This window comes from Enterococcus faecium (assembly GCF_029023785.1).
GTDB lineage: Bacteria > Bacillota > Bacilli > Lactobacillales > Enterococcaceae > Enterococcus_B > Enterococcus_B faecium.
Genome location: NZ_CP118955.1, coordinates 231,865 through 255,256, shown reverse-complemented (window position 1 = coordinate 255,256; position 23,392 = coordinate 231,865). Strand labels below are relative to the sequence as shown.

Here is a 23,392-nt window from a genome sequence, read left to right as displayed (position 1 = left end):
AAAATAGCCCAATTCTCTATAAAGAAGATTAAGCTTCATTATTATAATATAAAGTTTAAATTTGGTTTATTACTTACTTTTTCTTATTCTCTAGTAAGCTAATATTGAAAAAAATGTAATCAGATCATTATTTTTATATGTTGTAACTTCCTGATAAGAAAACTAATTAAAAGAAAGAGGTAACTACATAAACTAATTAAAAAAGCTAACTTCATAGTTGGAGGATAAATGGAAGAAACTTCAATGATTGTTTCTCCTTGTGTTCCTTCAATCGACACTAGTCCTTCACTATTATCAATCTCTCTTTTTTGTCCATTTACTTTTGCGACTGTTCCCCAATAATCAAATACAGGAAGCGTTATTTTTTGTCCTTTAGATTCATGTACTGTATAGACTATTTTCGAATCCATCACTTGATAAGGCATAGTATGCCATTCCTTGCCAATTCTTACTTCATGATTCTGCAAATGTTCTTTGTATTGTAATGCTTCCGTGGGTGCATAGTCATAAAGTCCTCCGGGAAGGAGTGTCGTGTAACGAATAAGATTTTCTTGATTCATTACCAAGTGATCTCTCTGAGTGACAACTTTATGTTCATAGTTTGCTTTTGTTGCAGCAGATACAGCCAACAGTAATAAAACAATTGCCGTTATATTAACTACTTTTCTTTGCTTAGCTGATGTGCTCTTCATGAAAACGAACGATAAAATCAACGAGCCAAACAGTACTTGAAAGCCTAAGATTCGCCAAGGAAATTGAATCATTTGAATGGGTGTATTTTGTAATAAAGACCATGGAAAAAATTTGGTGGATAAGAGCCAAGAGACTACCGCACTAAGGTAAATCACTTTTTCTTTGCGATTAAATCCTTTAAAAAAGAAGAGTGGACAGATCAAAGAAATAATACCAATGATTCCTACCGTAAAGGTTGTCAGGTCATTATTCATCGCACCAATCAAACTATCCGAGACATTTAATGCTTGGTGTTGTAAGGTCGTTTTATCTGGCTCATTAATCGATTGAACCATGATTTGTCGGAACATCGGATACCAAAAGTATGCTGTTAAAAGAATCGTCATTCCTACTGCCTTTGACAACTCCACAATCAACCGGATGCTTTCTTTTTTTCTTGTTTCACTTACTACAAAGCCGCCTAAGACTAGTAAGCCAACGGCTATTACACTCATAAAAGTGGAAAGAACATGTGTATAAATGAGTAAGCTCATACTGACTGCTAATGGAATTGCACATGGCTTTTTCTCATAAATCAGTGCGTAAGCATAATACATAACTATCGGTATAACCGTAAGTGCAATCGCTTCAGCAATAGCAGAACGATGATAAATATCAATCGTACGGTACCCATAAAATGTATATAAACAGCTAAATATAAAAGCCGCATCGATTCTTTTTAAAAATTTTAGTCCATAATGAAACATCAGCATGATAGTACAAACATTCAATAGCCAAACATATAAGATATAACTAACGATTAAATTATTACTTATCCAATAAAAAATGACTGCCGGAAAAAAGGTCAAGTAGGGATAAAAATAATTCACTCCGCTCCCATAATGATTAAACGTCGTAAAATTGATTGGACCAGAAAAAATTGAAGATAACCCTTTGACTCTAGCAAAATGGAAGGCAATATCCCCCGATGTAGAAATAGTATGAACATTTCTAAAATAATTGATTGAATAAAGTCCAGCAATAATTGCTAGGAGAATGGACAATATTATTTTTTTCTTTACTTGCATTACTTAATTATATACTCCTTTCATGGATTGCTTTATCTAGTATAACTTAAATTTTAAATAAATCGTTATTTATTTTTACTCTCACTTAAAAAAGCACTAAAATTATAAGAGAGGGAGGTAATGGTCTGAACACCAAGAATTGTTCCAACATCGAATTGCTTAACTAATGAGTTCAAAGCTTAATTATGTGGCTCTTATATTTACCGAGCGTGGATTGCGATCTCTTTAGCGAAACAAACATCTTTCATAAAAAAAACAGCCATATCCGCTTTCTTGGATATGACTATTTACTACTACTTTACTATCTTTCATTCTTCTTGTCTCACTTATGATAAGGCGCTGCGTATCATGAGTGAATGATATTAGGAAAACTTCATAAAATAAATCTTTTATACATTTCCACTTCTAGATGGTTATTCATGTTAGAAGAATCAAACTATTTTTTTACTGTCGTAATAATATTAAAACACTAGAACAAATCAATTAAATTCCATAAAATATAAATAATAGACCTAGCATCATCTGGTATAAAATGGATGCTAGGTCCGTTATATTTACTCAAAATTGATTCTACGAATAGATCTTCTTATCATTTCTATTTTAGTAGTCATGCGTTGTTGTTCTTCTAAAGGTGGTAATGGTATAAGTAGTTTAGATAAATTTGTACCATTTACATTTGGTTGCCCAGTTCCGTAAGAAATTTTTTCTAATAACTTCCAATATAATGGCGAGTCTAAGAAGCAGTCTACGTATTCTGATAATAATTTCTCAACTAACCTAATTCGAATCAAGTAAGAAGCAAAAACAGATTCCTCACTTATTTCCTTAACCAAGAAACTTTTTCCCATAGTTCCTCCTGTCCTTGCTATCAAAATGTCATTTTCTTCCAATCTTAAATCAACTAGTTTAGAATTACTAATATCACAGTAAGGCACACTGGACCAATTTACACGTCCCTCTTGTATATCTGTGATTCTTAAAAACTTAACATTGCCTTTTTTTTTCGCCGAATCTGTATAGCCATATTGAATCTTAGTAGAAATACTTCCTAAATAAACCCATAGTTGAACATCGCTAGATGATTTTTCTTGTCGTTCTTTATGAACAACAGTGATCATCTTGAGTTGTCCGACTATTTTTTAGTTGCAGCAATCTTTTTGGGACGCTTATTTGCATGAAGCAACGTTGCTAAGTCTAGTAATAAAACATTGGCTAACACAGGATTGGCTTTCTCGCGATACGCTGCGGCGCCACTTTCAAACAATACTGCTAGACGATCTTCTACAACAACGATTTGTTCCAAATACGGTGGAAATTTGATTCGTTTTAGGATCCGGCTAGGAGAGTCCCGCTCGGACACTAAGAGTTCCGAGGTATAAGGACCATAAGAACGACTGGCTAAGAGATAATGGCCATAAAAAGCCACACCTTGAATCTTATCAGATGTTTTTCTGCTCATTGTCACGGTTGGTTGGATTTTGTCTTTGCGGCGAATTGCTGTTCTCATTTCAGCTATCGTCGGCAATAGATAGAAAGTCAACTGTCCTTCACCTTTTAGTGTGAAGTTGCCAGATACCAGTTGATCATTGTTTTGAGTCAAATACGATGCTTGTGGAATCTCTGAGAGATCAGTTGTCAGCCAATAAGCGATTGGCTGTCCCGTCTCTTCAGATGTATCTGCTAAGATATCGATCAAACGTAAAGCGGCTACTCGTCCAGTAGCAGATCCTGTGATTGTCAACCATAAAAGTTCCCGTTTTGTATCATATACTAAGCCCCCTACATGTGGCCGTTTAGGTAAAATCAGCAGTTTGATCGGCTGTCCTGTTTCTCTATCCAGTACATGAATAATAGAATGATGCTGATGGTCATAGCAGTAGGCAGAAATAAACACAAAATCTTGAGAAAAAGCCAACCCTTGCGGCGTCATCCATTGACAAACCTCATTTTCGCCGGTTTCCGGCACCACCATTCTTGTTTCTGTTAATCCAGGAATGTTATATTGTTTTGCTTCAGCCTTTTCCCAAGCTGCTTGAACAATAGGATACCGTTTTAACTTTTTTTCAATATCCTGATGTATCCGTTGCTGCTTCCAATGCTTAAACTTTAGGACATAGTAAACAAGGAGGCCAATGACCAGCAACACTAAAATCATTATTGCTACCCGCTGTGTCATTTTTTTGCCTCCTTGTTCTATTCGATCAATCGTCCATATACCGCTATTAATTACCGTAACTACATGTTTCTTTTACTAGCGTTTCTTTATAGGATCTTTCATAATCTCATTTATAGTAACATTAAGAATCCCTTATTCTACTATAGTCACTTCCACATCAATATTGCCTCTTGTTGCTTTAGAGTATGGGCAAAATGCGTGGGCTTCTTCTGCGATTTTCTCTGCTTGGTCCTTCTCAAGTCCTGGCAAAGAAACTTCTAAAACGACCCCGATTTGGTAGCCCCCATCTTCTAATTGAAATAAAGATACCCGTGCTTTGACTTCAGAATCAGACTCAAGATTATTTTCTTCCAGCATGTGTTGAACCGCGCCGTTGAAGCAAGATGCGTATCCAGCCGCAAAAAGTTGTTCCGGATTTGTCCCTTCACTATGGATTCCTGGGCGGTCGATCTTCATGTGCATACTTCCGTTTGGTGCCTCAACTTCGCCATCACGGCCTCCACGATTGATCATTGCTGTTTCGTACATTTTTTTCATTGAGATCATCCTTTCTTTCGTCGTTCTATATTAAGTGTAACGAGTATTTTTTAATCTGACAAAGGTAATGCTTGCATTCGGCGACATCAGTTAGACAACATCGATGATCAGTGATAGAAGCAGTTTATCTATACAAAAAAAGAAGGGTTCTATGATATTTGGTGTCCTTACTCGCCTTGAGTAACAACACCAAATATCATAGAACCACTTAATCAGCTTCACACTGCTTTTTCTACTTTCGTAGTTGAAAAAAACTTAAACAAATCATCGGCAAATAGTTAAAGAAAAAACTTAATCGTTGAAAGAAGCCCAATTGCTTAAAGAAGGCAAACTGACTAATCGACGGAATCCGTGCTAATCCGTAAAGACCTGCAATTAGTAAACTAATAACTGTTAAAACAAGATAAAAATGGCTAAGCGTACCTTGACCACTTTGACGATAAAGCAGAACAAGTAACAATGGGAAAAGTAGAAAGCCTGCATAGCCTAGCCCAGAACCTATATTATGGATCCAAGTCGATAGATTCCAAGAGCTTTCATTCGTATTGATACTGAATAAGCCAGTAAAAATACAATCACCTATCCCATATAAACCAACTGTTGCAACAACAAGTATTGCAAGTGTTTTTGATGTTCCAACAAATAGGTGATACAACGCAGGCAACGAAAGAACAAAAAAAAGTCCAGATACAACTGACCAGACCAAGAAAGCACGTCTGACTGGACTATCTACGTCACCAAACACACTAATTACGGTAGTCATTTGATTCAGTTTGGGATAAAAAAGGCCAAGGATATACGGTGTCGATAAATCACTAATCACACCTAATAATAAAAAATAAAAACCATATTTTTGCAAAAAAATCATTTTCTTCCCCTACTTTTTAGTGATTATTCGATACATCCAACAATCAAATTTTTTCTCATTTTAACACATATTTTTATTCTAGTTGCCTTTTGAACAATCAATAACATAAAGGTGAGTTTCTTCTACATTTTAAAAAATCGAATGGCACTGAAGAGTTCAGTTGTCAGCATCAATCTCCTACTCAAAAAGGCAAAAAAACGTAAGTCAGATGTTGTTGACATCTCACTTACGCATCCATTGATTGAAAATTTCTTAGTAAAATCTACTAGCCTAAAAATTTGAAGACTTCTTCTCGATCATACAGTTTAAATACTTTCTCGCATAAAAATTGAGTAATTAGTGCCGCAAAAACAGGGATGACTAACCAACAAAGAACAACAAGAAAGCCATTTAGCCCTGCATCTAAAGAAGCCAACGGACCAACAAGTCCGACCACGCCGAAACCAGCAGAAGCAGGCGTACCTGAAATAGAAAATAGAGCGACAGGAATAGCTGTAATCACTGCACTAACTAAACAAGGAATAAGAATCACAGGTTTTCTAAATAAATTAGGCATCATCATCTTCATAGCGCCTAAAGCAATCGCAATTGTCACACCTGACTTATTAACCTTCCAAGAGTTCACTACTAAAACAAAAGTGGTTGCAGCTACGCCCATCGCAGCCGCACCAGCAGAAACACCATCTAGTTGGATTGCCATTCCGATTGCTACTGTTGAAATAGGAGAGATAATCAAAAAGGCAAAGGAACAACCAATCAAGATAGACATTAACAGCGGTTGTAAGGTAGTGAAGTTATTAATCAATGATCCAATTGCAGAAGTAATTGCTGTTACAAAAGGGAATAAATAAAAACCAAGTAAACCTGCACCTACACCTACAACAATCGGTGTTAACACAATCGACACTGACCCAAAACTATTTCCAATCAGTAAAATCAGCCCGACAGCAATCGATGCTGTCAGCATCGTATTAATAATATCGCCTGTACCAGCACCAACGTAAACACCCGTTTCACCCAAATCAGGTGTGAATTTGACTACACCAGAACCAACAAAAGAAGCTCCGGCTACAACCATCATTCTCATCGGATCAAATCCAAATTGTAAGGCAATCAAACCACCAATGATCAAAGGTGTTGCTAGTTGAAAAATAACTGCTAACTGTGCGATCGTTACCGCAAAGGGATACGCACTAAAATATTTTAAAATGGCACCTAATACTGCATTAGGAATCAATCCAATAATGATTCCTGTTGCTGTACCAGCGAGGACTTTATTCAGAAAAATTTTCGGTGATATTTTTTGTGAAGTTTCCATTCAATCTCTCCTTTATTTTACGTTCAAACTATCTTCTTTTGCATGGACAAGCTCAGTCAAGAAATCACAATAAGGCGTCGCAACACCATATTTCTTCCCTTTTCTAGAAATTGCGCCATTGATATAATCGATTTCTGTTAATCGATGGTTCTTAATCAAGTCTTGATACATTGAAGGATAATGTAACCCAATTGTTTCCGGGTCAAAACAAGATTCACAATGTGCAATGACTTCTGGGACATCTAGTTCAATCTTCTCTACTGCTGCTACTTTGGCAAACTCATTGACAATCGTCGCCACCATTTTATGAGCAGTCGATGTTTTTCCTAGCTCAGCCATATTAACGTCTAAGATTGTGCATAGTCCGTTCATTGTTCCGTTCACACATGCTTTGCGATAAATAGAATAGTGAATATTGTCAGAAAAATGAGCATTTAATCCTGATTCAGACAATTTGTCTGCTAATTTTTTTGCAGCTGCTTCTTTTCCATCACCTAAATTTTGTAATTCTACTGAACCACTTCCAAATAATTTGACCTGACCAGGACCTTCAAGACCTGCCGTCCACATGGTATTTCCAATATAGATATTTTCCATTGGTACAAATTTCTCAATAATATCTTCATGCCCGATACCATTTAATAGACATAAGACCTCTGTATCTTTTTTGATTAATGATTGGATATCCTGCAGCATTTTTTCCAGCTGCATCGCTTTGGTAAATAGAATAATCAGATCAACTTGATCTTCTTTTTCTACTTCGGATTGAAGAACGATTGGTAGTTTTGCTTCTACCTCTTTACCATTAAAATTTGCTTGTAATCCATGTTCTTTGATTTGTTGGACATGTTCTGCCCAGCCATCGATTAATAATACTTCGTTCCCACTTTGGTGAAGCATCAACCCAAAGCGACTTCCCATTGCGCCAGCGCCTGCAATTGCTATTTTCATTGATTCTTCCTCCTTTTTCTTTCTATTATACTCATTTGAGAATCTTTTCACAACCTCGTTTTGTTATTCTTCTCTTATTTATCATGTTTATATCCACCATTCAAGTTATTTTATCAGCAAATCAATAAAAACTGGAATAGAATCCCAATTTCATCGTAAGAGAAACTAGACTAGCAATAAGAAAATAGAAACATTCATAGAAAAAATCTCACTCCTCTGATTATAAAAGAGGGGGCATTAACCTCGTGTATACTAAAACCTTCCATTCATTCGATGGATGATTTTCTTTTTGTGAAAAAATATTCATTGTAGTACGATGTTGCGCAACACAGACGGATGGTATTGCTTATTATTTATTAAAATCGAACAATACACTTATTTAAAAACTTCTTTCCCAGATTTTCTTCCATTTTTACAGTTATAACTAGTATTATCATGAAAAATAGCCTTTTATTGTCTATGGGAATAATAATTTAAAATTGCTACTTTTTTATTAATTAGTTCATCGCCCAATAATCTCTCCAGTTTCTTAGCATCTCCTGACTCAACCGGAATTATCCAAGCCCAGTCTAAATAATTTTTTAAAATCTCATCATATTTTGCAAATATTTCATTGCCATATTCCGTCCTTAAAATTATATTTTCAGTGCCAGACAAGTGATTTATATTGAGTTGATAAAAAAGATCTCCATCTAAAAAAATATCATTAGAAGAAGATTTCCCCACAGTAATGACCATTCCATCAGCTCTATGTGTTACATACAAATAATTGTATGACCTCATTTCACCTAATGAATCAATTATTTCTTGCCCTTTAGCTCTAATATATTGATCTCTATTACCTATCTCACTCTTATTTAACAAAAGTTTTTTCATGTCAAATTTAATCGGCTGTTTTATTTTTGTAAATTCGCTTCTACTACTAATCCAATCCGAGATTAATTTTTCAACATGTCCCAGAGTAAACTCTGATTTATTCGCTAAATACTTTTTTTGTTGTATTAAAGACATCTTTCCCCGAAGCTCAAAATTGAGCCTACATCGATTCTCTATCTCTTCAAAAAGCATCTTATCTTCATCATTCTTATATTCATCATTCATAAAACCAATCCAGCTCCTCGATTAAGATAATATTTTAATCTCATACAAAAACTAGCTCTCATCAAAACAACCATTGTTTTGATTTCTCATGAAATTTCTTTATACTTTTCTCCGATTATAAATTCCTAACCCCTTGAGAAAATTACGCATATATTTATCTCCGCAAGGCTTAAAATTTCGTTGGCCTTCTTTTCTCAAAAATGCCCCGATTTCGCCTTTTGATGGATAGATTTCTGCCTCAGCAAAAACGTCTAAAATATCATCAGTGGTCATAGACAAGGCGATTTTTAATTTTTTTAGCAACACATTGTTGATATATTTGATTTCCTTGCTTTTTTGCGGCGTGTCTACTATCGGCTTATCTTTTTGCGGACCACGCGCCAAGAGAATCAGGCCATTTAGGAATGCGTCAAAAACTTGGTTGTTGATGGTTTTTTCATACACATTATTTTCTGCATTATCTTTGTTCTTATCCTGTACTTTGGTCAGTACCGCCTGAGCTTCTTCTTTAGTCAGTGGTACACCGCCTAGCTCAAAAGCTTTAATCAAATCCGTATCTTTCAAATCAATCGCATAACGCAATCGCAATAACCTATCATTGTTATTCATTTGTTCCTCCGAAGTATTTAGTCTTTACTTTCTTACGTACTTTTTGTCTTGCTAAGATTTTTAGGATCAATGATAAAAACCGCATCACTTATGATAAGGCGCCCCCGCATTGATCCGGAAGGCACGGTAGATTTGCTCGACAAGGATCAGACGCATCAATTGATGTGGATACGTCATTTTTCCAAAAGAGATCTGAGCATTGCTTCTTTTCATGACGGCTTCGCTGAGTCCTAAAGAGCCGCCGATAACAAAAACAAGGTGGCTTTTTCCTTGGATACCTAATTGGTCGATTTGTTTAGCAAAAGATTCACTTGTAGGATTTTTCCCTTCAATTGCTAAGGCATAGACGTATTCTTGTTCTTTGATTTTCGCTAAGATCCGTTCCCCTTCTTTTTCTTTTACTTGTCTCATTTGCGCTTCGCTTAAATTCTCCGGGGCTTTTTCGTCAGGAACTTCGATCAATTCGATTTTTGCATAGGCATTCAGCCGTTTGACATACTCATTGATACCTTGGATCAGGTATTTTTCTTTTAATTTTCCTACTGAGATAATTTTGATATTCATGTTTTCTCTCCTTTGGTCTTCATGCTCACTTTGTTTATTATAATCAATTTTTTCGTCTATATGTTTATTTTGGCTATTTTTGTTAAAAAGATTTCCCCAACAGTTATGCACAACATCCACAGGTTTATCCACAGAAAACAGTGTTATTTTACCTTATTTCATCACATTCATTAGGCAAACATACGTTTTATAAGAATTTATCCACTTTATACACAGGCTGTGGATATGTTTTATCCCTTATTTTTCCAATCCTATCCGCGTAGTTTTACACAGTATCTGTGGAAAAAGAAAATCAAATATTTTCATCTGAAAACAATGATTTTTCCTAAAGTTTTTCATAAAAAGTTCACAGTCTCAAAGTAGACTAAAGTCAACAAATAAGACTATACTAACAGTAGATAAATGAATGTAATTGGAGGAGGAACACATGGATAGAAAAAATGTGACACCAAAGATGAAAAAAAGTAAAAATAATAGCCTCTGGCGTAAGTTAGGTCTGGGGCTTGTTGGAGGGATCGTTGGAGGACTACTGACAGCTGGCATTTTTTATGCAGCGATGGGCACTGGCAACAATAGTTCTACTGCTACAAGCGGCAATCAGAATTCTGCCGGTGAAACAGTTGTGGAAAATGTCAAAGTCAATGTAGATTCTGATATCACCAAAGCGGTAGATAAAGTTCAAGACGCTGTCGTTTCTGTTATCAACTTACAAAGTCAAAACCAATCAAGCGGTTTTGGCGGACTATTCGGGCAGCAAGAAGAAAGTAGCAGCTCAGATGATAGTAATTTGGAAGCTTATAGTGAAGGAAGCGGCGTGATCTACAAAAAAGACGGGAATACTGCTTATGTAGTCACGAATAATCACGTAGTAGATGGCCAGCAAGGTCTTGAAGTCTTGATGAAAGACGGTACGAAGGTAAAAGCTGAATTAGTTGGAACAGATGCTTATTCAGATTTAGCGGTGTTGAAGATCAATTCAGACAAAGTCGAAACAGTTGCCTCTTTTGGTGACTCAAGTGCTCTGAAGGTTGGTGAGCCTGCGATTGCGATTGGTTCCCCACTAGGATCTGAATATGCAAATTCTGTCACTTCAGGAATCATTTCTTCCTTGAACCGACAAGTGACAAGTACGAATGAATCGAACGAAACAGTCAATATCAATGCGATCCAAACAGATGCAGCAATCAACCCTGGAAATTCTGGTGGTCCTTTAGTTAATATCGAAGGACAAGTTATCGGTATCAACTCAAGTAAGATCGCAAGTACTTCTGAATCTACTTCTAATGTAAGCGTAGAAGGAATGGGATTTGCTATTCCAAGTAACGATGTAGTGAATATCATCAATCAACTGGAAAAAGACGGAAAAGTGACACGTCCAGCTCTAGGTATCACAATGGTCGACTTATCTGCCGTTTCTACTCAGCAACAAGAACAAATCTTGAAGATTCCTTCATCTGTAACTAACGGTGTCATCGTGACAAATGTCCAAACAGCTACACCGGCTGAAAAAGCTGGATTGAAACAATACGACGTCATTACTAAGATCGATGACAAAGAAGTTTCTTCTGGTGTAGAACTTCAATCTGCTTTGTATAAGAAAAAAGTGGGAGATTCTGTCAAAATCACTTACTATGAAGGCTCGAAAGAAAAAACAACTACTGTTGAATTGACGATCGATCAATCGGCATTAAAACAAAATCAAAATAGTGAAAATTAATAAAAAAGAGGTTGTGACAAAGACTTGTCACAACCTCTTTATTTTGGAAATGCTTCTCCGACTACGGCATCCTCAGGCAATACTAAGATTCCTTTTTTTGCTGGAGCATTTGGCAAATGCAATTCACGAGCGGAACAGATCATTCCATAGCTATCTACCCCTCGCAAAGTTCCTGGCCAGATCATCATTCCATCTGGCATCATAGCTCCTGGTTTTGCAACGACAACTTTTTGTCCAGCTTCGATATTGGGTGCACCGCAAACGATTTGCAATACTGTACCATTGTCTACTTCTGTCTCAGTAATCGATAAATGGTCAGAATCAGGATGTGGGACGCATGTTTTTACGTACCCGACAACGATCTTCGGTTCATGATCAGCTTCAAGCTGTTCTTCGAATCCTGCTTCTTTGATCAATCGATTCAATTTCGCTAATTCCTCATCTGTTAAGCTTACTTGGCCGTTCCCTTCGATTGTTAGATGATCGGAGATATGGAAAAAGTTCCAAGCAACAACTTGACCTTGTTCATCTTTGATCCGAGCAACATTCCATTTGCGTTCAACAGTGTTTTCTGTTCCTTTATCGTCGGCTATAATAACCATCAAGGTGTCTCCGACGTGTGCTTTGTTATAAGCAAAAATCATGTTCTTTCCTCCATTATCCTTTGCTGAGATTTATCTTAACAAAAAATTGCATTCACTGCATGAAATTTTTTTCATGCTTTATTTCCGAAGAAGCCTCTTCTGGAACACCATTTATTCGTAACAAGGGACTGTGACAAGACTTTTGTCACAGTCCCTTTACTGTTTTAGTTAATTGATTAAAAAGGTCGTACAAGTTCCACTTGCTTAATTACTTGGCTGTTCTTCTTCGTCAGAAACGATCAAGACATCACAAGGTGAATGACGTATCACGTAGCTGGCTACACTTCCTGTCATAAAGCGTTCGACTGCATTTAGACCTGACTGCCCAACCATGATTAGATCGATCTCATATTTTTTTGGCAATTTGACTGCCATGGATTCACGAACAGAACCATATGCAATAATTCCTTCTATATTTGTGTAATCAACAGATTTCCCATATTCTTTACATTCTTCGATCATTTCCTTGGCTGTTTCAGTTTGCTGATCGACTAGATTTTGATCAATAGGTGCATAGCCCATAAAGTTATAAAATTGCTGATCGATTACGTTTGCTACATATACTTTCCCATTATTACGGCGAGCCACTTCTACCGCTTTTTTGAAAGCAGCAAGTGCTTGTTCACTACCGTCGATACCTACTAAAATATTCTTATATTCTTGATTCATCTTGACCCCTCCTAACAGATGTCAGCCTTTTGTTACACTTTCTAGGAACGATTCGATTTCCTGTTTTGTTTTACGATCTTTATTCACTAGACGACCTAATTCTTTTCCGTCTTGGATCACGACAAAACTTGGGATACCAAAAATGTTCCATTCAGCGGCTACATCTATGTACTTGTCACGGTCTACTTCAATAAATTGCCAATCAGAAAAGTCATTTTCAATTTCAGGCATTTGCGGTTTGATAAAACGGCAGTCTCCGCACCAGCCGGCAGTAAAGAAAAATACACTCTTTCCAGTTTCTACGTAGCCTGCTAATTCTTCTAAACTATTTGGGATAATCATTCTTTGTCCTCTACTTTCTGTTTATGTATTTTTCAATTAAATTATACACCTTTCTTTCGAACTAACAAACATTGATCCTCTTTTTATAAAAAAAATCTGGCAAAAAGCAATCTTTTGCCAGATTTTATAGTTTCACTATCGCATTATTTTCCGTATACGATCGTATTCACTGTTGATTTATCCAAACCTTTCAGTGTTTGAATCAACATTTCTCGTGCAGCTTCAAAATCGCGAATACTGAACATCGTTTGATGCGTATGGATATAACGTCCCACTACGCCAATCACTGTACTTGGGATTCCTTCGTTTTGTGTATGAGCAGCACCTGCATCTGTACCGCCTTTTGAAACAAAGTATTGATAAGGGATATTGTTTGTTTCAGCGATATCCAGCAAGTACTCGCGCAAACGAGGAAGCATGATCAAACCTGGATCTTGGATACGCATCAATGTACCTTCTCCTAAATGTCCGAATGTGCCATTTTTCGTCACTGTATCATCTGCTGCAGAGCAGTCTACTGCAAAGAACAGATCTGGCTTGAATTTATTGACAGAAGCTTTAGAACCACGCAAGCCTACTTCTTCCTGGACATTCGCGCCTGCAATCAATGTATGACCTAATGTTTCATTTTGCAACGCTTCTAAAGCTTCTAATACCATTGTACAGCCATAGCGGTTGTCCCATGATTTACTGATAATATTCTTTCCGTTGGCTGTTTTGATCGTTTCAGCGTAAGGAACGATTGTGTCTCCTGGAAGGACACCGTAACTCATTGCCTCTTCTCTTGATTCAAACCCAGCATCGAACAAAATATCGGTTACTTCTACTGATTTTTGTCCGCTTGTTCCTCGCAATAAATGTGGGGGAACGGAAGAAGAAATACATGGATAATTCTTACCAGTAGAGGTTTTAAGTGTAAAACGCTGAGCAGAAACAACGTAAGGATTCCAGCCGCCTAGAGGTACGACTTTAAAAAGCCCGTTTTCTTGGATTTGTGTCAGCATGAATCCGACTTCATCCATATGTGCTGCGACCATTACACGGGGTGCATCCGCTTCTTCATGATGGCGCAGACCAAAAATGCCGCCCAAACCATCTAACTGTAACTCATCTACCAGCGGTTCCATATGACTTTCCATATAAGCGCGAACATCTTGTTCAAAACCGCTTGTTCCTTGTAATTCTGTTAACTCTTTGATTCGTTGAAATGTTTTTTCTTCCATATGCTATTCGTCTAAATTTCAGACTAAACTCCTCTCAGACTTATATTGATCTGCGGATAAAATATGATTTTTTCTGCAGACCGATCGTATTTATTATAGCTTATTTTTTCTGGTAGCGGTTATTTATTTCAAAGAAAATATGAGAGTGTGGTAAAATAAGCACAAGGAGTAACAAGTGAGAAGAAGGAGGTATGTCCACATGTATGAAGAAAGCGAACTAAGCTATTTTAAAGGCGGGTTAGCAGTTGGAATCGGTCTAGGATTATTGAGCGGGGTAGCTTCAACGATTTGGTATCATCGCAAAAAAGTATTGTCAGCAGACCAAGTACTTGAAAATATCAAGTCATCTTTTCTAAAAGAAGGTGCAATCGAAGGTTCTTGGATCTCTTTTGAAAAGGAACCTATTAGGAAATTCGCCGTTCGGTCGAGTGCTTATCGGGGAGGTCTTTCTCGAATAGAAGATGGCGAAACTGTTTATTATGAATTTTTAGCAGATGCTCATACAGGAACCGTATTAGAAATTTCAAGAAAAAAAGGTGCAACAGATTAATACGTCAAAAAAGTGAGAGAACGAATACGCACCCACTATTCAAAAGAGAGGTATCATGTCCTTCTTTTGTAGTGGGTGGTTTTTTAGATAGAGCTTTCCAAACATATATTCCAGTATTTTCTTTTTAAATAAATGATATTTAGCGGGAAAAACTAGCATTTCCTTTGATTATGAGGTATTTTTAATTTAGCTTTTGTTTTCTATAGTTAAGGAGAGTGAAAAATGGAACAACAAGAAAAAATTGCTGTTCTGATTCCTTGTTACAATGAGGAAGCAACAATTTCAACAGTCATTGCAGACTTTAAACGAGAATTACCAGAAGCAGATATTTATGTCTATGATAATAATTCGACCGATCGAACATACGAATTGGCCGTTCAAGGTGGAGCAATCGTAAAAAAAGAACCTCGTCAAGGAAAAGGAAATGTGATCCGCCAAATGTTCTTTGATATCGATGCCGACTATTATTTAATGGTAGATGGCGATGATACTTATCCTGCAGAAGCTGTACATGGTTTGCTCGAGAAATTACGTTCTGGTGAAGCAGATATGGTCATTGGTGATCGCCTATCAAATGGAACCTACTTTGATGAGAATAAGAGACCTTTCCACGATTTTGGAAATAACCTTGTTAGAAATACAATTACTAGAATGTATAAAACAAAAATTCTTGATGTCATGACCGGCTATCGAGGATTCAATCGTATCTTTGTCAAAAGTTTTCCTATTATGAGTTCTGGTTTTCAAATCGAAACGGAATTGACGATCCATGCTTTAGATAAAAAATTCAAGTTCGTTGAAATCCCAATCGATTATCGTGATCGTCCTGAAGGCAGCGAATCAAAATTGAATACATTCTCTGACGGATTCAAAGTGATCATGATGATTATTAAAATGTTTAAAGATTATAAGCCTTTGCTTTTCTTTGGGATTTGGACCATCTTCTTCTTTTTATTTGGATTGGTCACGGGGATTCCTGTGATTCGCGAATATATGCTGACAAGCTTTATTACACGCATCCCTTCTGCGATTTTAAGTACTGGATTGATGACTTTAGCACTTCTTTCATTAGTAACAGGGTTGATTTTGGATACAGTCGTCACGAACGCTAAGAAAGAATATGAATTGAATCTATATCATGTTTATCATGAATACCACAGTAGAAAGTAAAAAAAGGATCAAGACTGCAAAAATAATTTGCAATTCTTGATCCTCTTTTTAATTAATTATTTCGCCAAACGATAGATGGCATCTGCATAGATTGCTGTTGCTCTGAACAAGTCATCAAGACTCATAAATTCGTTTGCTTGATGCATTGTATCAGTATATCCTGGGAACATCGCTCCATAAGCAACGCCACGTTTCAACAAACGTCCGTAAGTTCCGCCACCGATGATTTGTTCGTAGCCTTTTTCTCCAGTGTGGTCTTCATAGACTTGCAATAATGTAGCCACCAATGGATCATCCATTGGTACGTAATGTGGTTCCATTACGCGAGCACCTCGAGTAACTGTTGCGCCTTCTTGCCCCACTGTTTGTTCGATGTCACTTTGCAATCCGTCTACTGTTACACCTTTTGGAAAACGGAAATTCATATTGATGAAGTTCGCTTCCTCTGTACCATTTTCTTCAAAAGCAAATAGTCCAGCATTCATTGTCAATTTGCCCATTTTTTCATCTTCATAAGCGACTCCTAGTTTTTCTCCATAAAAATCTTCATGGACATAAGCAGCTGCTACATGGATAAATTGTTTAGCAGATCCTAGGAATTCATAGTTATCTAAGAACAATGCCAAGAAAGAACCTGCATTGATACCAGATTGTGGGCTTGCACCATGTGCGCCTTTACCAACTAATTCGATTTTTACATACGTATTGTCCGCTTCAATCGTTCCGCTTACTGGATTTGCTTCGATGAATTGGTAAAATGCTTCTTCCATCGCGATAGCTGCATCTGCACTTGGTACTTGAAGTGCTGCAGTTGCTGTTCCTGGCACCATATTTTCGCGAAGTCCGGAAACAAAAGATTTCAAGACATAATCTCCTGCATTGTCGCCTTTGAAGCGTAAAGCTAAAGAAACATTTCCTTTTTCACCATTGATGATTGGGAATTCAGCATCTGGTGAGAAACCAAAATCTGGTTCTTCTTCATGTTCGAAATAATAAGCCATATCGCCCCAGCCGCTTTCTTCATCGCTGCCGACTACGAAGCGAACTTTTTTTGATAGTTTCAAGTCAAGTTCTTTAATGATCTTCATCGCATAGTAAGCTGCCATACTTGGACCTTTGTCATCGCTTGATCCGCGTGCAAAGATCTTTCCATCCTTGATTACTGGTTCATAAGGATCTGTGTCCCAGCCATCTCCTGCAGGAACGACATCCATGTGTCCAAATATCCCTAGCGTTTCGTCTCCTTCGCCAAGATCAATATGCCCTGCATAGTTATCGACATTTTTTACTTTAAATCCATCACGTTCGCCATAAGCTAACATATGTTTCAATGCGTCGCGAGGTCCAGGTCCAAATGGTGCATCTGGTGTTACTTTTGAGTCATCGCGCTCGCTGTTGACACGTAAAAGATTTTTCAAGTCTTCAAGCAAGTCTTCTTTACGTGCTTCTACTTCTTTTTGCCAATCAATTGTCATAAAGTTAATCCTCCACTTATTTAAGTCTTCGTGTTCATGATACCACAAATTACAGAAAAAAATAGTTCAAAAAATCTGACAATTCCTTTTCTTATCTGTTTTTCTCTAAAAAAAATATACGCTATAATGAGTAAAAGGAGGTTTTTAGATGCTGATAAACGAACAACTAGTGAAAAGAGTCATCACACCTCGTCCAAAAATTTCACATAAAGGAACATTTGGACGTATCGTTTTGATTGGCGGCAATGAACAATATGGCGGAGCAATCATTATGAGTGCTTTAGCTGCCGTACACAGCGGAGCGGGTCTCACGACTGTAGTAACTGATGAAAAAAATCGGAGTGCTCTTCACAGTCATCTGCCAGAAGCAATGATTGTAGTTTGGACGGATACTGACCAGTTTCTTTCCGTAATAAAGCAAGCAGATGTACTCTTGATTGGTCCCGGATTGGGTACTTCTTCTAAGAGTTTGGAACGTTTCAAACAAGTACTAGAAAACCAATCAAAAGAACAATGGCTGGTGATTGATGGCTCTGCTTTAAGTTTACTTGCTGCTAATCATCTTTTGCTACCCTATCCCGAACAAACTGTACTTACACCTCATCAAATGGAGTGGCAACGGTTGAGTTCTCTACCGATACAAGAACAACGGGATAAAGAAAACAAAAAGAAGCAACAGGAAATCGGTGCTGTGCTCGTTTTGAAAAGTCATGAGACAAAAATTTATGGTCACCAGCACTTCTACACCAATCCTTTAGGTTCTGCTGCTATGGCAACGGGCGGCATGGGTGACACTTTAGCTGGGATGATCACAGGATTTTTAGCCCAGTTTCCTCAAAATGACCAAACGATTGCAGCAGCTATTTATCTTCATAGTTTCATTGGAGACCAGCTGGCAAAAGAACAATATATTGTTTTGCCGACACAAATCAGCGAAGCACTTCCGAAATGGATGAATTATTTTTGTAAAAAATCAATGGAAAACGAGGCATGAGTCATGGAGAAATTTACAGGTTATGTGCGAGAACCTTTTTATTATGAAACAGATCAAATGGGGATTATTCATCACAGCAATTATATCCGCTGGTTTGAAGAGGCTCGGGTAGCCTTATTGGTACATCTAGGGTTTCCCTATAAAAAAATCGAAGAATCTGGGATCATCATCCCCGTTCTGGAAGTAAATTGCAGCTATAAAGAAATGATCCATTACGGAGAAAAAGTGAGCATCCATCCAACTATCCAAAAGTATACGGGGACACGGTTGGATTTTAGCTACGAAATTGTGGGAACTGAAGACAAAAAATTAAAAACTACTGGCAGTAGTAAACACTGTTTTTTACTTTCTGATTCGCAACGATTAGTGAAGCTGAGCAAAGTCAATCCGGAGTTAGATCAGTTATTCCAAGCGTACGCTTCTTTGGATGATGTAAATTCTTAATAAAGACCGTCTAAGCATTTTTCTTGTATTGTGTCGAGTAGTTCGTATAATGAAAAGAAAAAAGCAGGTGATCCCCATGTATGTCGTTAAAGTAATGCACGGTTACATCGATAAAACTGGCTGTCGCACTCGGGAAAAAAACTTAGACAATCTGCTCATTTTCAAAGACAAAAAAGAATCCGAAGCTTTTGCTAAAAGAATCGGCGGTCGTGTCAAACCGATCCAAGAGGTACGACCAGATTGATTCAATATTTTTCTTTTCGAGGCTCTAATAGGCATGCCTATCAGGGCTTTTTTTGCAGACTGTGTTTTTATGCCCACACGATTTGTAAGCGATTTATGTTATAATAGATTATATCTGCATAGAAAGGAAGGTTAAATGGTTATCAATAATTTGCAACAGCAAGCTTATGAATCTATACGTAAACAAATCATTTATTCCGAGTTAGCACCTGGAAGTAAAATCTCCGATAAAGTGTTAGAAGAACAACTAGCTATCGGGCGTACACCGATTCGAGAAGCACTGATCCAACTGCGCAATCAAGAGCTTGTAAAAACCATTCCACAGTCCGGCACTTATGTTTCAAAAATCGATATCCGATCTGCTTCATTAGCCCGTTATACGCGGGAAAAGTTGGAAAAACCGATCCTGCAAGAATGCAGTGCGAAAATGACCAAGCAAGATCAAGCTAAACTAGAAAAAATACTAGAACAAACCGATCAGGCAGTAATCGCTCAAAATAAAAAAGCTTTTTTTGATTTGGATACTGATTTTCACCGAACTTGTTATGAAATTGCTGGAAAACGAGAAATTTGGGATTGGCTAGAAAGTTATAGTACGCACTTGAACCGTTTCAGATGGTTACGTTTGACGATTTCAGAATTAGACTGGGGTCGAGTATTAGATGAACATCAGACAATGCTTCAATCAATGATTGATCATAACTTTGATGAAGTCGGATTTCTTTGCACGATGCATTTACATATGATTATCGAGGAGCAAGAATACGTGATTCATAATTACCCCGATTATTTTGAAGATATTCAGGACAGACCCATCAAATAAGAGGTTTTGGAATCAGCGTTTTGACCTGAGTATTAGAGAAAGAAACGGCAAAATAGTTCCTCATATTTTGCCGTTTTTTTTGAGCTAATACCGAGGGTCAGCTGATTGCACACCGTTTATTGAGAGGTTGTGAAAAAGCTGCCCTGCATCAAGTAATAAGAACAGCCAAGTAAAAATAGCTTCTTATGTTTTTAACTTGGCTGGACTTATTACCGCAGATGCAAGCTTTTGAACACCGTTTTCCAAGAGGTCGTGAGCCTGCCGTTCATCTCCGAGTCACAAGGAACAATTTCAAAAAACAGCTTCTCATGTTTGTTGAATATTTTGACTTGTGACCGAGGAGTTGACAGGAGAACACCGTTTATTCGGAAAAAAAGGACTGTGACACGACTTTTGTCACAGTCTCTTTATTTGTAATCTAAATCATACTCCGTACATCTTTTTTCTATTTTTTTTATTTCTTCTAAGATCCCTTGGCTACGAATTTCATTATATGGCCAAAGTAAGACTGCCTCTAATACATAAGGCGAAAAATCGCTTTGATTCATCTCTTTTGAAAAACTCATCGCTGCTATCTCGCTCAATGCACGAATGTTTGATTGATGTGTATAAAAAGGCAACCGCCACAGCACAATTTTTTCGCTTTGCGTATAAATTCCCTTAACAGAAGCTTCGATGTGGTGAAATAGTTCATGTCCAATAATCAAAGCTTGCGCTGTTTCTTTAGAGATCGAAGCTAGTCCTGAACATTTTAATTTTTCTAACGGCTCCGTCATCAATCGAATCCCTTCATCTTCTGCATAAGTTGCAAAAGTGATTCGTTCGTTTATTTGCTCTGATTCACAGGAAACGATTGGAACAGCCATTTGTTCACAAATTTCTCCTACATCGGCAAAAGGGTACTTTTTTTTGATGCTACATGCCGTTTCGATACCACAATCGATTGATTGTTGTATAAGAATTTTCTGCTTGGACAAAGGAATCTTTTTCCAAAATAAATCTCGCCGAAACTGGTAGAATCCCCAAATTTCTTCGGGGATCTGTTGTAATTCGTTTAGTAACTCTTCTAACTTATGTTTGTTTGATATTTCCGGCAACGACGATCACTTCTTCCTCCGGTTCCATAGTAGATACTTCCAGATCCATCAAAAGCTGTAGTTGTTCCAGATCCGTCGCTGTAAAATCAGAGACTCTTGCTCCTAAGCAGAGATAAAATTCTGGTCGGGCAATCAATTCAGTTTGATAAACTGCCATATCTTCCCAAAGTTGTTCGACAGCTGTCATATAATTGGCTGCAGTTGTTTTCATACATGAAGCATGTCCACGTTGGACCTTGATAAATCCTTTTTGATCGATGATCCGAAGACTTCCAGCATTTTTTGAACGATTCTGTTCGCCGCATACATAAAAGAAAGGTGTATTTTCCAATAAGCAAACTTCATTTTTATTTAATCGCATATCCTCTGCAGCAAGCTCTAGTGCTTCTTCTGTTGTGATCTCCTTGGTTAGATCGGTTGCTTTCACTTCCGTAGAACCAGTAGCGATAGCCGTTACTTTTGAAGTCTGTGGATCGATTTCTACGTGGACTTCGATCGATTCTGGTGTAGCGCCTGATTCAATCGCTTTATTCATCGCTTCATTTTTCAACGATCGTATATCTTCTTTACTTGGCGAAGGGATGATACGTTCTACAACATCTCGGACCATTGCAAGTGCTACACCAATAGAAGAAATCACTTCGGCGTTTTCAGGAATCGAATATTTCACACCCATTTTATTACTAAAGTAAGTAATCAATGAGGCAGCGCCGCCCCCTACACCTACAAGAGAAATCTGATCTTTCTCCAAGTGATACTTGTCTGCCAATTCTAAAATCACCGGTTCAATCTTAGCATAGGATTTTTCCATGATCTGTTCTGCGATGTCTTCAACCGTCGTATGACAATAATCAGCTAATGCTTGGATGGCTTTTCGTGCAGATGGGACATTTCCATAAGAAAAATGTTCTTCTTGCACTAATCCAAGGACATTGGCTGCACATGTATTTGTAATAGTCACTTCTTCTCCGTCTTCCATCACTACCTTGACGTAATCAGCAGGGTCTCCTTCTTTAGGAGAGAAAAATTCAACCTTAGGACCTTTGATTTTTTCTGTCTCCGTAAATACTGCATAATCTAGACCGGCAATATGTGCAGAACGTGGACCGACATCGATGATTCCTGACTGATTAGCCCGTACCATCGAACCGCCTGCCACACCTAGAACCCGAACATCTAATGAAGAGATATATGTTGGGTGGCCACCTACAATTGAATAATCGATTGCTGGACGTCCATTTTTAATGACCCCGATATTGGTTGTTGTTCCGCCTACTTCAAAATAAACACCATTAGACGCTCTCAAGTACATCAAAGAGCCCATGACTGATGCTGCTGGACCGGAAAGCATGGTTAAAACAGGTCGTTTTTTCATTTCATTGATTTCCATTACTCCGCCGTCTCCGCGCATAATCATCAAAGAAACATTGACCCCTGCTTCTCGTACGGAATCTTCTGTAGAGGTTGCCGTATCTAGCATTTTTGGTAAAATAGATGCATTGATTGCTGCTGTCCGAGTTCTTCTTGTCAATCCATATAATTTTGTGATGTCAGAAGCCATCGTTGTAGGGATCGATTTTACCGATGCTGCTTCATAAACAACTCGTTCTGGTTCCCCATTATCTACTCCAAATGCCATAGAAGAAACCAAGACCTCCGCTCTTTCTCTTTCTAAAGAAGAAATCGTTTCTGAAACACGGTCTACATTTAAGTGTTTGACAGGTAAGAATGCATTGACAATCTCTATTTTTTTCTTATTCCCTAAATCGATATCGTTCAATCTAGTTTGTCGTTTTGCTAAAAAACCTTCTAATCCACCTTTTGCCATCCCGATTACGCCGACTTTTGCTACGTCTCCTTCAATCAGTGCATTAGTCGCTTGTGTGGTAGAATGTGCAACAAACACAACATCTTCTGGACTGATATTATTTTCCCGCAAACAATTTTGAAAAGACTGAACGACACCTGCGGCTACTCCACGGACATCATCGTGGGTTGTTTTCACTGAAGATTTTCCGATGATTTCGTGCGTCGCATTATCGATTGCGACTGCTTTCGTATGTGTACCGCCAACATCAATTCCCATTCGCACAAAACGTTTCATTTTCTTTTCCTCC

General features: G+C 37.6%; 24 protein-coding genes. 7 read left to right on the top strand and 17 right to left on the bottom strand.

Annotated elements, in window-relative coordinates:
* Positions 1-119: 119 nt before the first annotated feature.
* The 10 genes from PYW34_RS01265 to rlmH all read right to left on the bottom strand — a co-directional run bounded on the left by PYW34_RS01265 (position 120) and on the right by rlmH (position 9,884).
* The gene (locus PYW34_RS01265; RefSeq protein WP_002294751.1) at positions 120-1,760 is read right to left on the bottom strand and encodes a membrane protein; all 1,641 of its coding nucleotides are present in this window, start codon (positions 1,758-1,760) and stop codon (positions 120-122) included.
* A 554-nt stretch (positions 1,761-2,314) separates the two neighbouring features.
* Entirely contained in the window at positions 2,315-2,878 is a 564-nt protein-coding gene (locus PYW34_RS01260) for a restriction endonuclease subunit S (protein WP_002330004.1), read from the bottom strand.
* 14 nt (positions 2,879-2,892) lie between these two features.
* Positions 2,893-3,936, bottom strand: coding sequence for a hypothetical protein (locus tag PYW34_RS01255; RefSeq protein ID WP_002334440.1), 1,044 nt, complete (start codon positions 3,934-3,936; stop codon positions 2,893-2,895).
* A 132-nt stretch (positions 3,937-4,068) separates the two neighbouring features.
* Positions 4,069-4,473 (bottom strand): organic hydroperoxide resistance protein, encoded by a 405-nt coding sequence (locus PYW34_RS01250; RefSeq protein ID WP_002292291.1) that lies wholly within the window; start codon positions 4,471-4,473, stop codon positions 4,069-4,071.
* Positions 4,474-4,705: 232 nt separating this feature from the next.
* Entirely contained in the window at positions 4,706-5,341 is a 636-nt protein-coding gene (locus PYW34_RS01245) for a DUF998 domain-containing protein (protein ID WP_002330002.1), read from the bottom strand.
* A gap of 265 nt (positions 5,342-5,606) precedes the next feature.
* Positions 5,607-6,659 (bottom strand): PTS sugar transporter subunit IIC, encoded by a 1,053-nt coding sequence (locus PYW34_RS01240; RefSeq protein WP_002291912.1) that lies wholly within the window; start codon positions 6,657-6,659, stop codon positions 5,607-5,609.
* 12 nt (positions 6,660-6,671) lie between these two features.
* Positions 6,672-7,610 (bottom strand): 2-dehydropantoate 2-reductase, encoded by a 939-nt coding sequence (locus tag PYW34_RS01235; RefSeq protein ID WP_002291914.1) that lies wholly within the window; start codon positions 7,608-7,610, stop codon positions 6,672-6,674.
* Positions 7,611-8,060: 450 nt separating this feature from the next.
* Positions 8,061-8,711, bottom strand: coding sequence for a hypothetical protein (locus PYW34_RS01230; protein ID WP_002334439.1), 651 nt, complete (start codon positions 8,709-8,711; stop codon positions 8,061-8,063).
* Positions 8,712-8,810: 99 nt separating this feature from the next.
* The gene (locus PYW34_RS01225; RefSeq protein WP_002296569.1) at positions 8,811-9,320 is read right to left on the bottom strand and encodes a DUF1456 family protein; all 510 of its coding nucleotides are present in this window, start codon (positions 9,318-9,320) and stop codon (positions 8,811-8,813) included.
* Between the two features lie 84 nt (positions 9,321-9,404).
* A complete protein-coding gene (gene rlmH / locus PYW34_RS01220) occupies positions 9,405-9,884 on the bottom strand; it encodes a 23S rRNA (pseudouridine(1915)-N(3))-methyltransferase RlmH (protein WP_002287841.1) in 480 nt (159 codons plus the stop codon).
* A gap of 427 nt (positions 9,885-10,311) precedes the next feature.
* Between rlmH and PYW34_RS01215 the strand changes: the two genes are divergently transcribed.
* Positions 10,312-11,601, top strand: a complete 1,290-nt coding sequence (locus PYW34_RS01215; protein WP_002294152.1) for a S1C family serine protease — start codon at positions 10,312-10,314, stop codon at positions 11,599-11,601.
* Between the two features lie 38 nt (positions 11,602-11,639).
* On the opposite strand, the gene ytpR is transcribed toward PYW34_RS01215, so the two are convergent.
* From ytpR to pepA, 4 genes are all read right to left on the bottom strand, one after another.
* Positions 11,640-12,245: a YtpR family tRNA-binding protein gene (gene ytpR / locus PYW34_RS01210; RefSeq protein WP_002294153.1), complete on the bottom strand. Its 606-nt coding sequence runs from the start codon at positions 12,243-12,245 to the stop codon at positions 11,640-11,642.
* 204 nt (positions 12,246-12,449) lie between these two features.
* Entirely contained in the window at positions 12,450-12,914 is a 465-nt protein-coding gene (locus PYW34_RS01205; protein WP_002287838.1) for a universal stress protein, read from the bottom strand.
* Positions 12,915-12,935: 21 nt separating this feature from the next.
* On the bottom strand, positions 12,936-13,256 hold the full coding sequence (locus PYW34_RS01200) for a thioredoxin family protein (RefSeq protein WP_002287837.1): 321 nt from the start codon (positions 13,254-13,256) through the stop codon (positions 12,936-12,938).
* A gap of 143 nt (positions 13,257-13,399) precedes the next feature.
* On the bottom strand, positions 13,400-14,479 hold the full coding sequence (gene pepA / locus PYW34_RS01195) for a glutamyl aminopeptidase (RefSeq protein ID WP_002294156.1): 1,080 nt from the start codon (positions 14,477-14,479) through the stop codon (positions 13,400-13,402).
* A gap of 199 nt (positions 14,480-14,678) precedes the next feature.
* Between pepA and PYW34_RS01190 the strand changes: the two genes are divergently transcribed.
* The gene (locus PYW34_RS01190) at positions 14,679-15,029 is read left to right on the top strand and encodes a PepSY domain-containing protein (RefSeq protein ID WP_002289862.1); all 351 of its coding nucleotides are present in this window, start codon (positions 14,679-14,681) and stop codon (positions 15,027-15,029) included.
* A gap of 222 nt (positions 15,030-15,251) precedes the next feature.
* Positions 15,252-16,199 (top strand): glycosyltransferase family 2 protein, encoded by a 948-nt coding sequence (locus PYW34_RS01185; RefSeq protein WP_002289860.1) that lies wholly within the window; start codon positions 15,252-15,254, stop codon positions 16,197-16,199.
* A gap of 56 nt (positions 16,200-16,255) precedes the next feature.
* Here the strand turns inward: PYW34_RS01185 and pepV are convergent, their stop codons facing one another.
* On the bottom strand, positions 16,256-17,674 hold the full coding sequence (gene pepV, locus PYW34_RS01180; RefSeq protein ID WP_002294157.1) for a dipeptidase PepV: 1,419 nt from the start codon (positions 17,672-17,674) through the stop codon (positions 16,256-16,258).
* Positions 17,675-17,822: 148 nt separating this feature from the next.
* Between pepV and PYW34_RS01175 the strand changes: the two genes are divergently transcribed.
* The 4 genes from PYW34_RS01175 to PYW34_RS01160 all read left to right on the top strand — a co-directional run bounded on the left by PYW34_RS01175 (position 17,823) and on the right by PYW34_RS01160 (position 20,178).
* Positions 17,823-18,668: an NAD(P)H-hydrate dehydratase gene (locus tag PYW34_RS01175; protein ID WP_002289318.1), complete on the top strand. Its 846-nt coding sequence runs from the start codon at positions 17,823-17,825 to the stop codon at positions 18,666-18,668.
* A 3-nt stretch (positions 18,669-18,671) separates the two neighbouring features.
* Positions 18,672-19,112: an acyl-CoA thioesterase gene (locus tag PYW34_RS01170; RefSeq protein ID WP_002289317.1), complete on the top strand. Its 441-nt coding sequence runs from the start codon at positions 18,672-18,674 to the stop codon at positions 19,110-19,112.
* A gap of 49 nt (positions 19,113-19,161) precedes the next feature.
* The gene (locus PYW34_RS01165; protein WP_002315615.1) at positions 19,162-19,356 is read left to right on the top strand and encodes a hypothetical protein; all 195 of its coding nucleotides are present in this window, start codon (positions 19,162-19,164) and stop codon (positions 19,354-19,356) included.
* A gap of 135 nt (positions 19,357-19,491) precedes the next feature.
* On the top strand, positions 19,492-20,178 hold the full coding sequence (locus tag PYW34_RS01160; RefSeq protein WP_002289316.1) for a GntR family transcriptional regulator: 687 nt from the start codon (positions 19,492-19,494) through the stop codon (positions 20,176-20,178).
* A 407-nt stretch (positions 20,179-20,585) separates the two neighbouring features.
* On the opposite strand, the gene PYW34_RS01155 is transcribed toward PYW34_RS01160, so the two are convergent.
* Positions 20,586-21,275 (bottom strand): hypothetical protein, encoded by a 690-nt coding sequence (locus tag PYW34_RS01155; protein ID WP_002289315.1) that lies wholly within the window; start codon positions 21,273-21,275, stop codon positions 20,586-20,588.
* Complete coding sequence (locus PYW34_RS01150; protein WP_002289314.1) at positions 21,250-23,379, bottom strand: hydantoinase/oxoprolinase family protein; 2,130 nt, start codon at positions 23,377-23,379, stop codon at positions 21,250-21,252. Before PYW34_RS01150 ends, PYW34_RS01155 begins: the two co-directional genes overlap by 26 nt.
* Positions 23,380-23,392 lie beyond the last annotated feature (13 nt).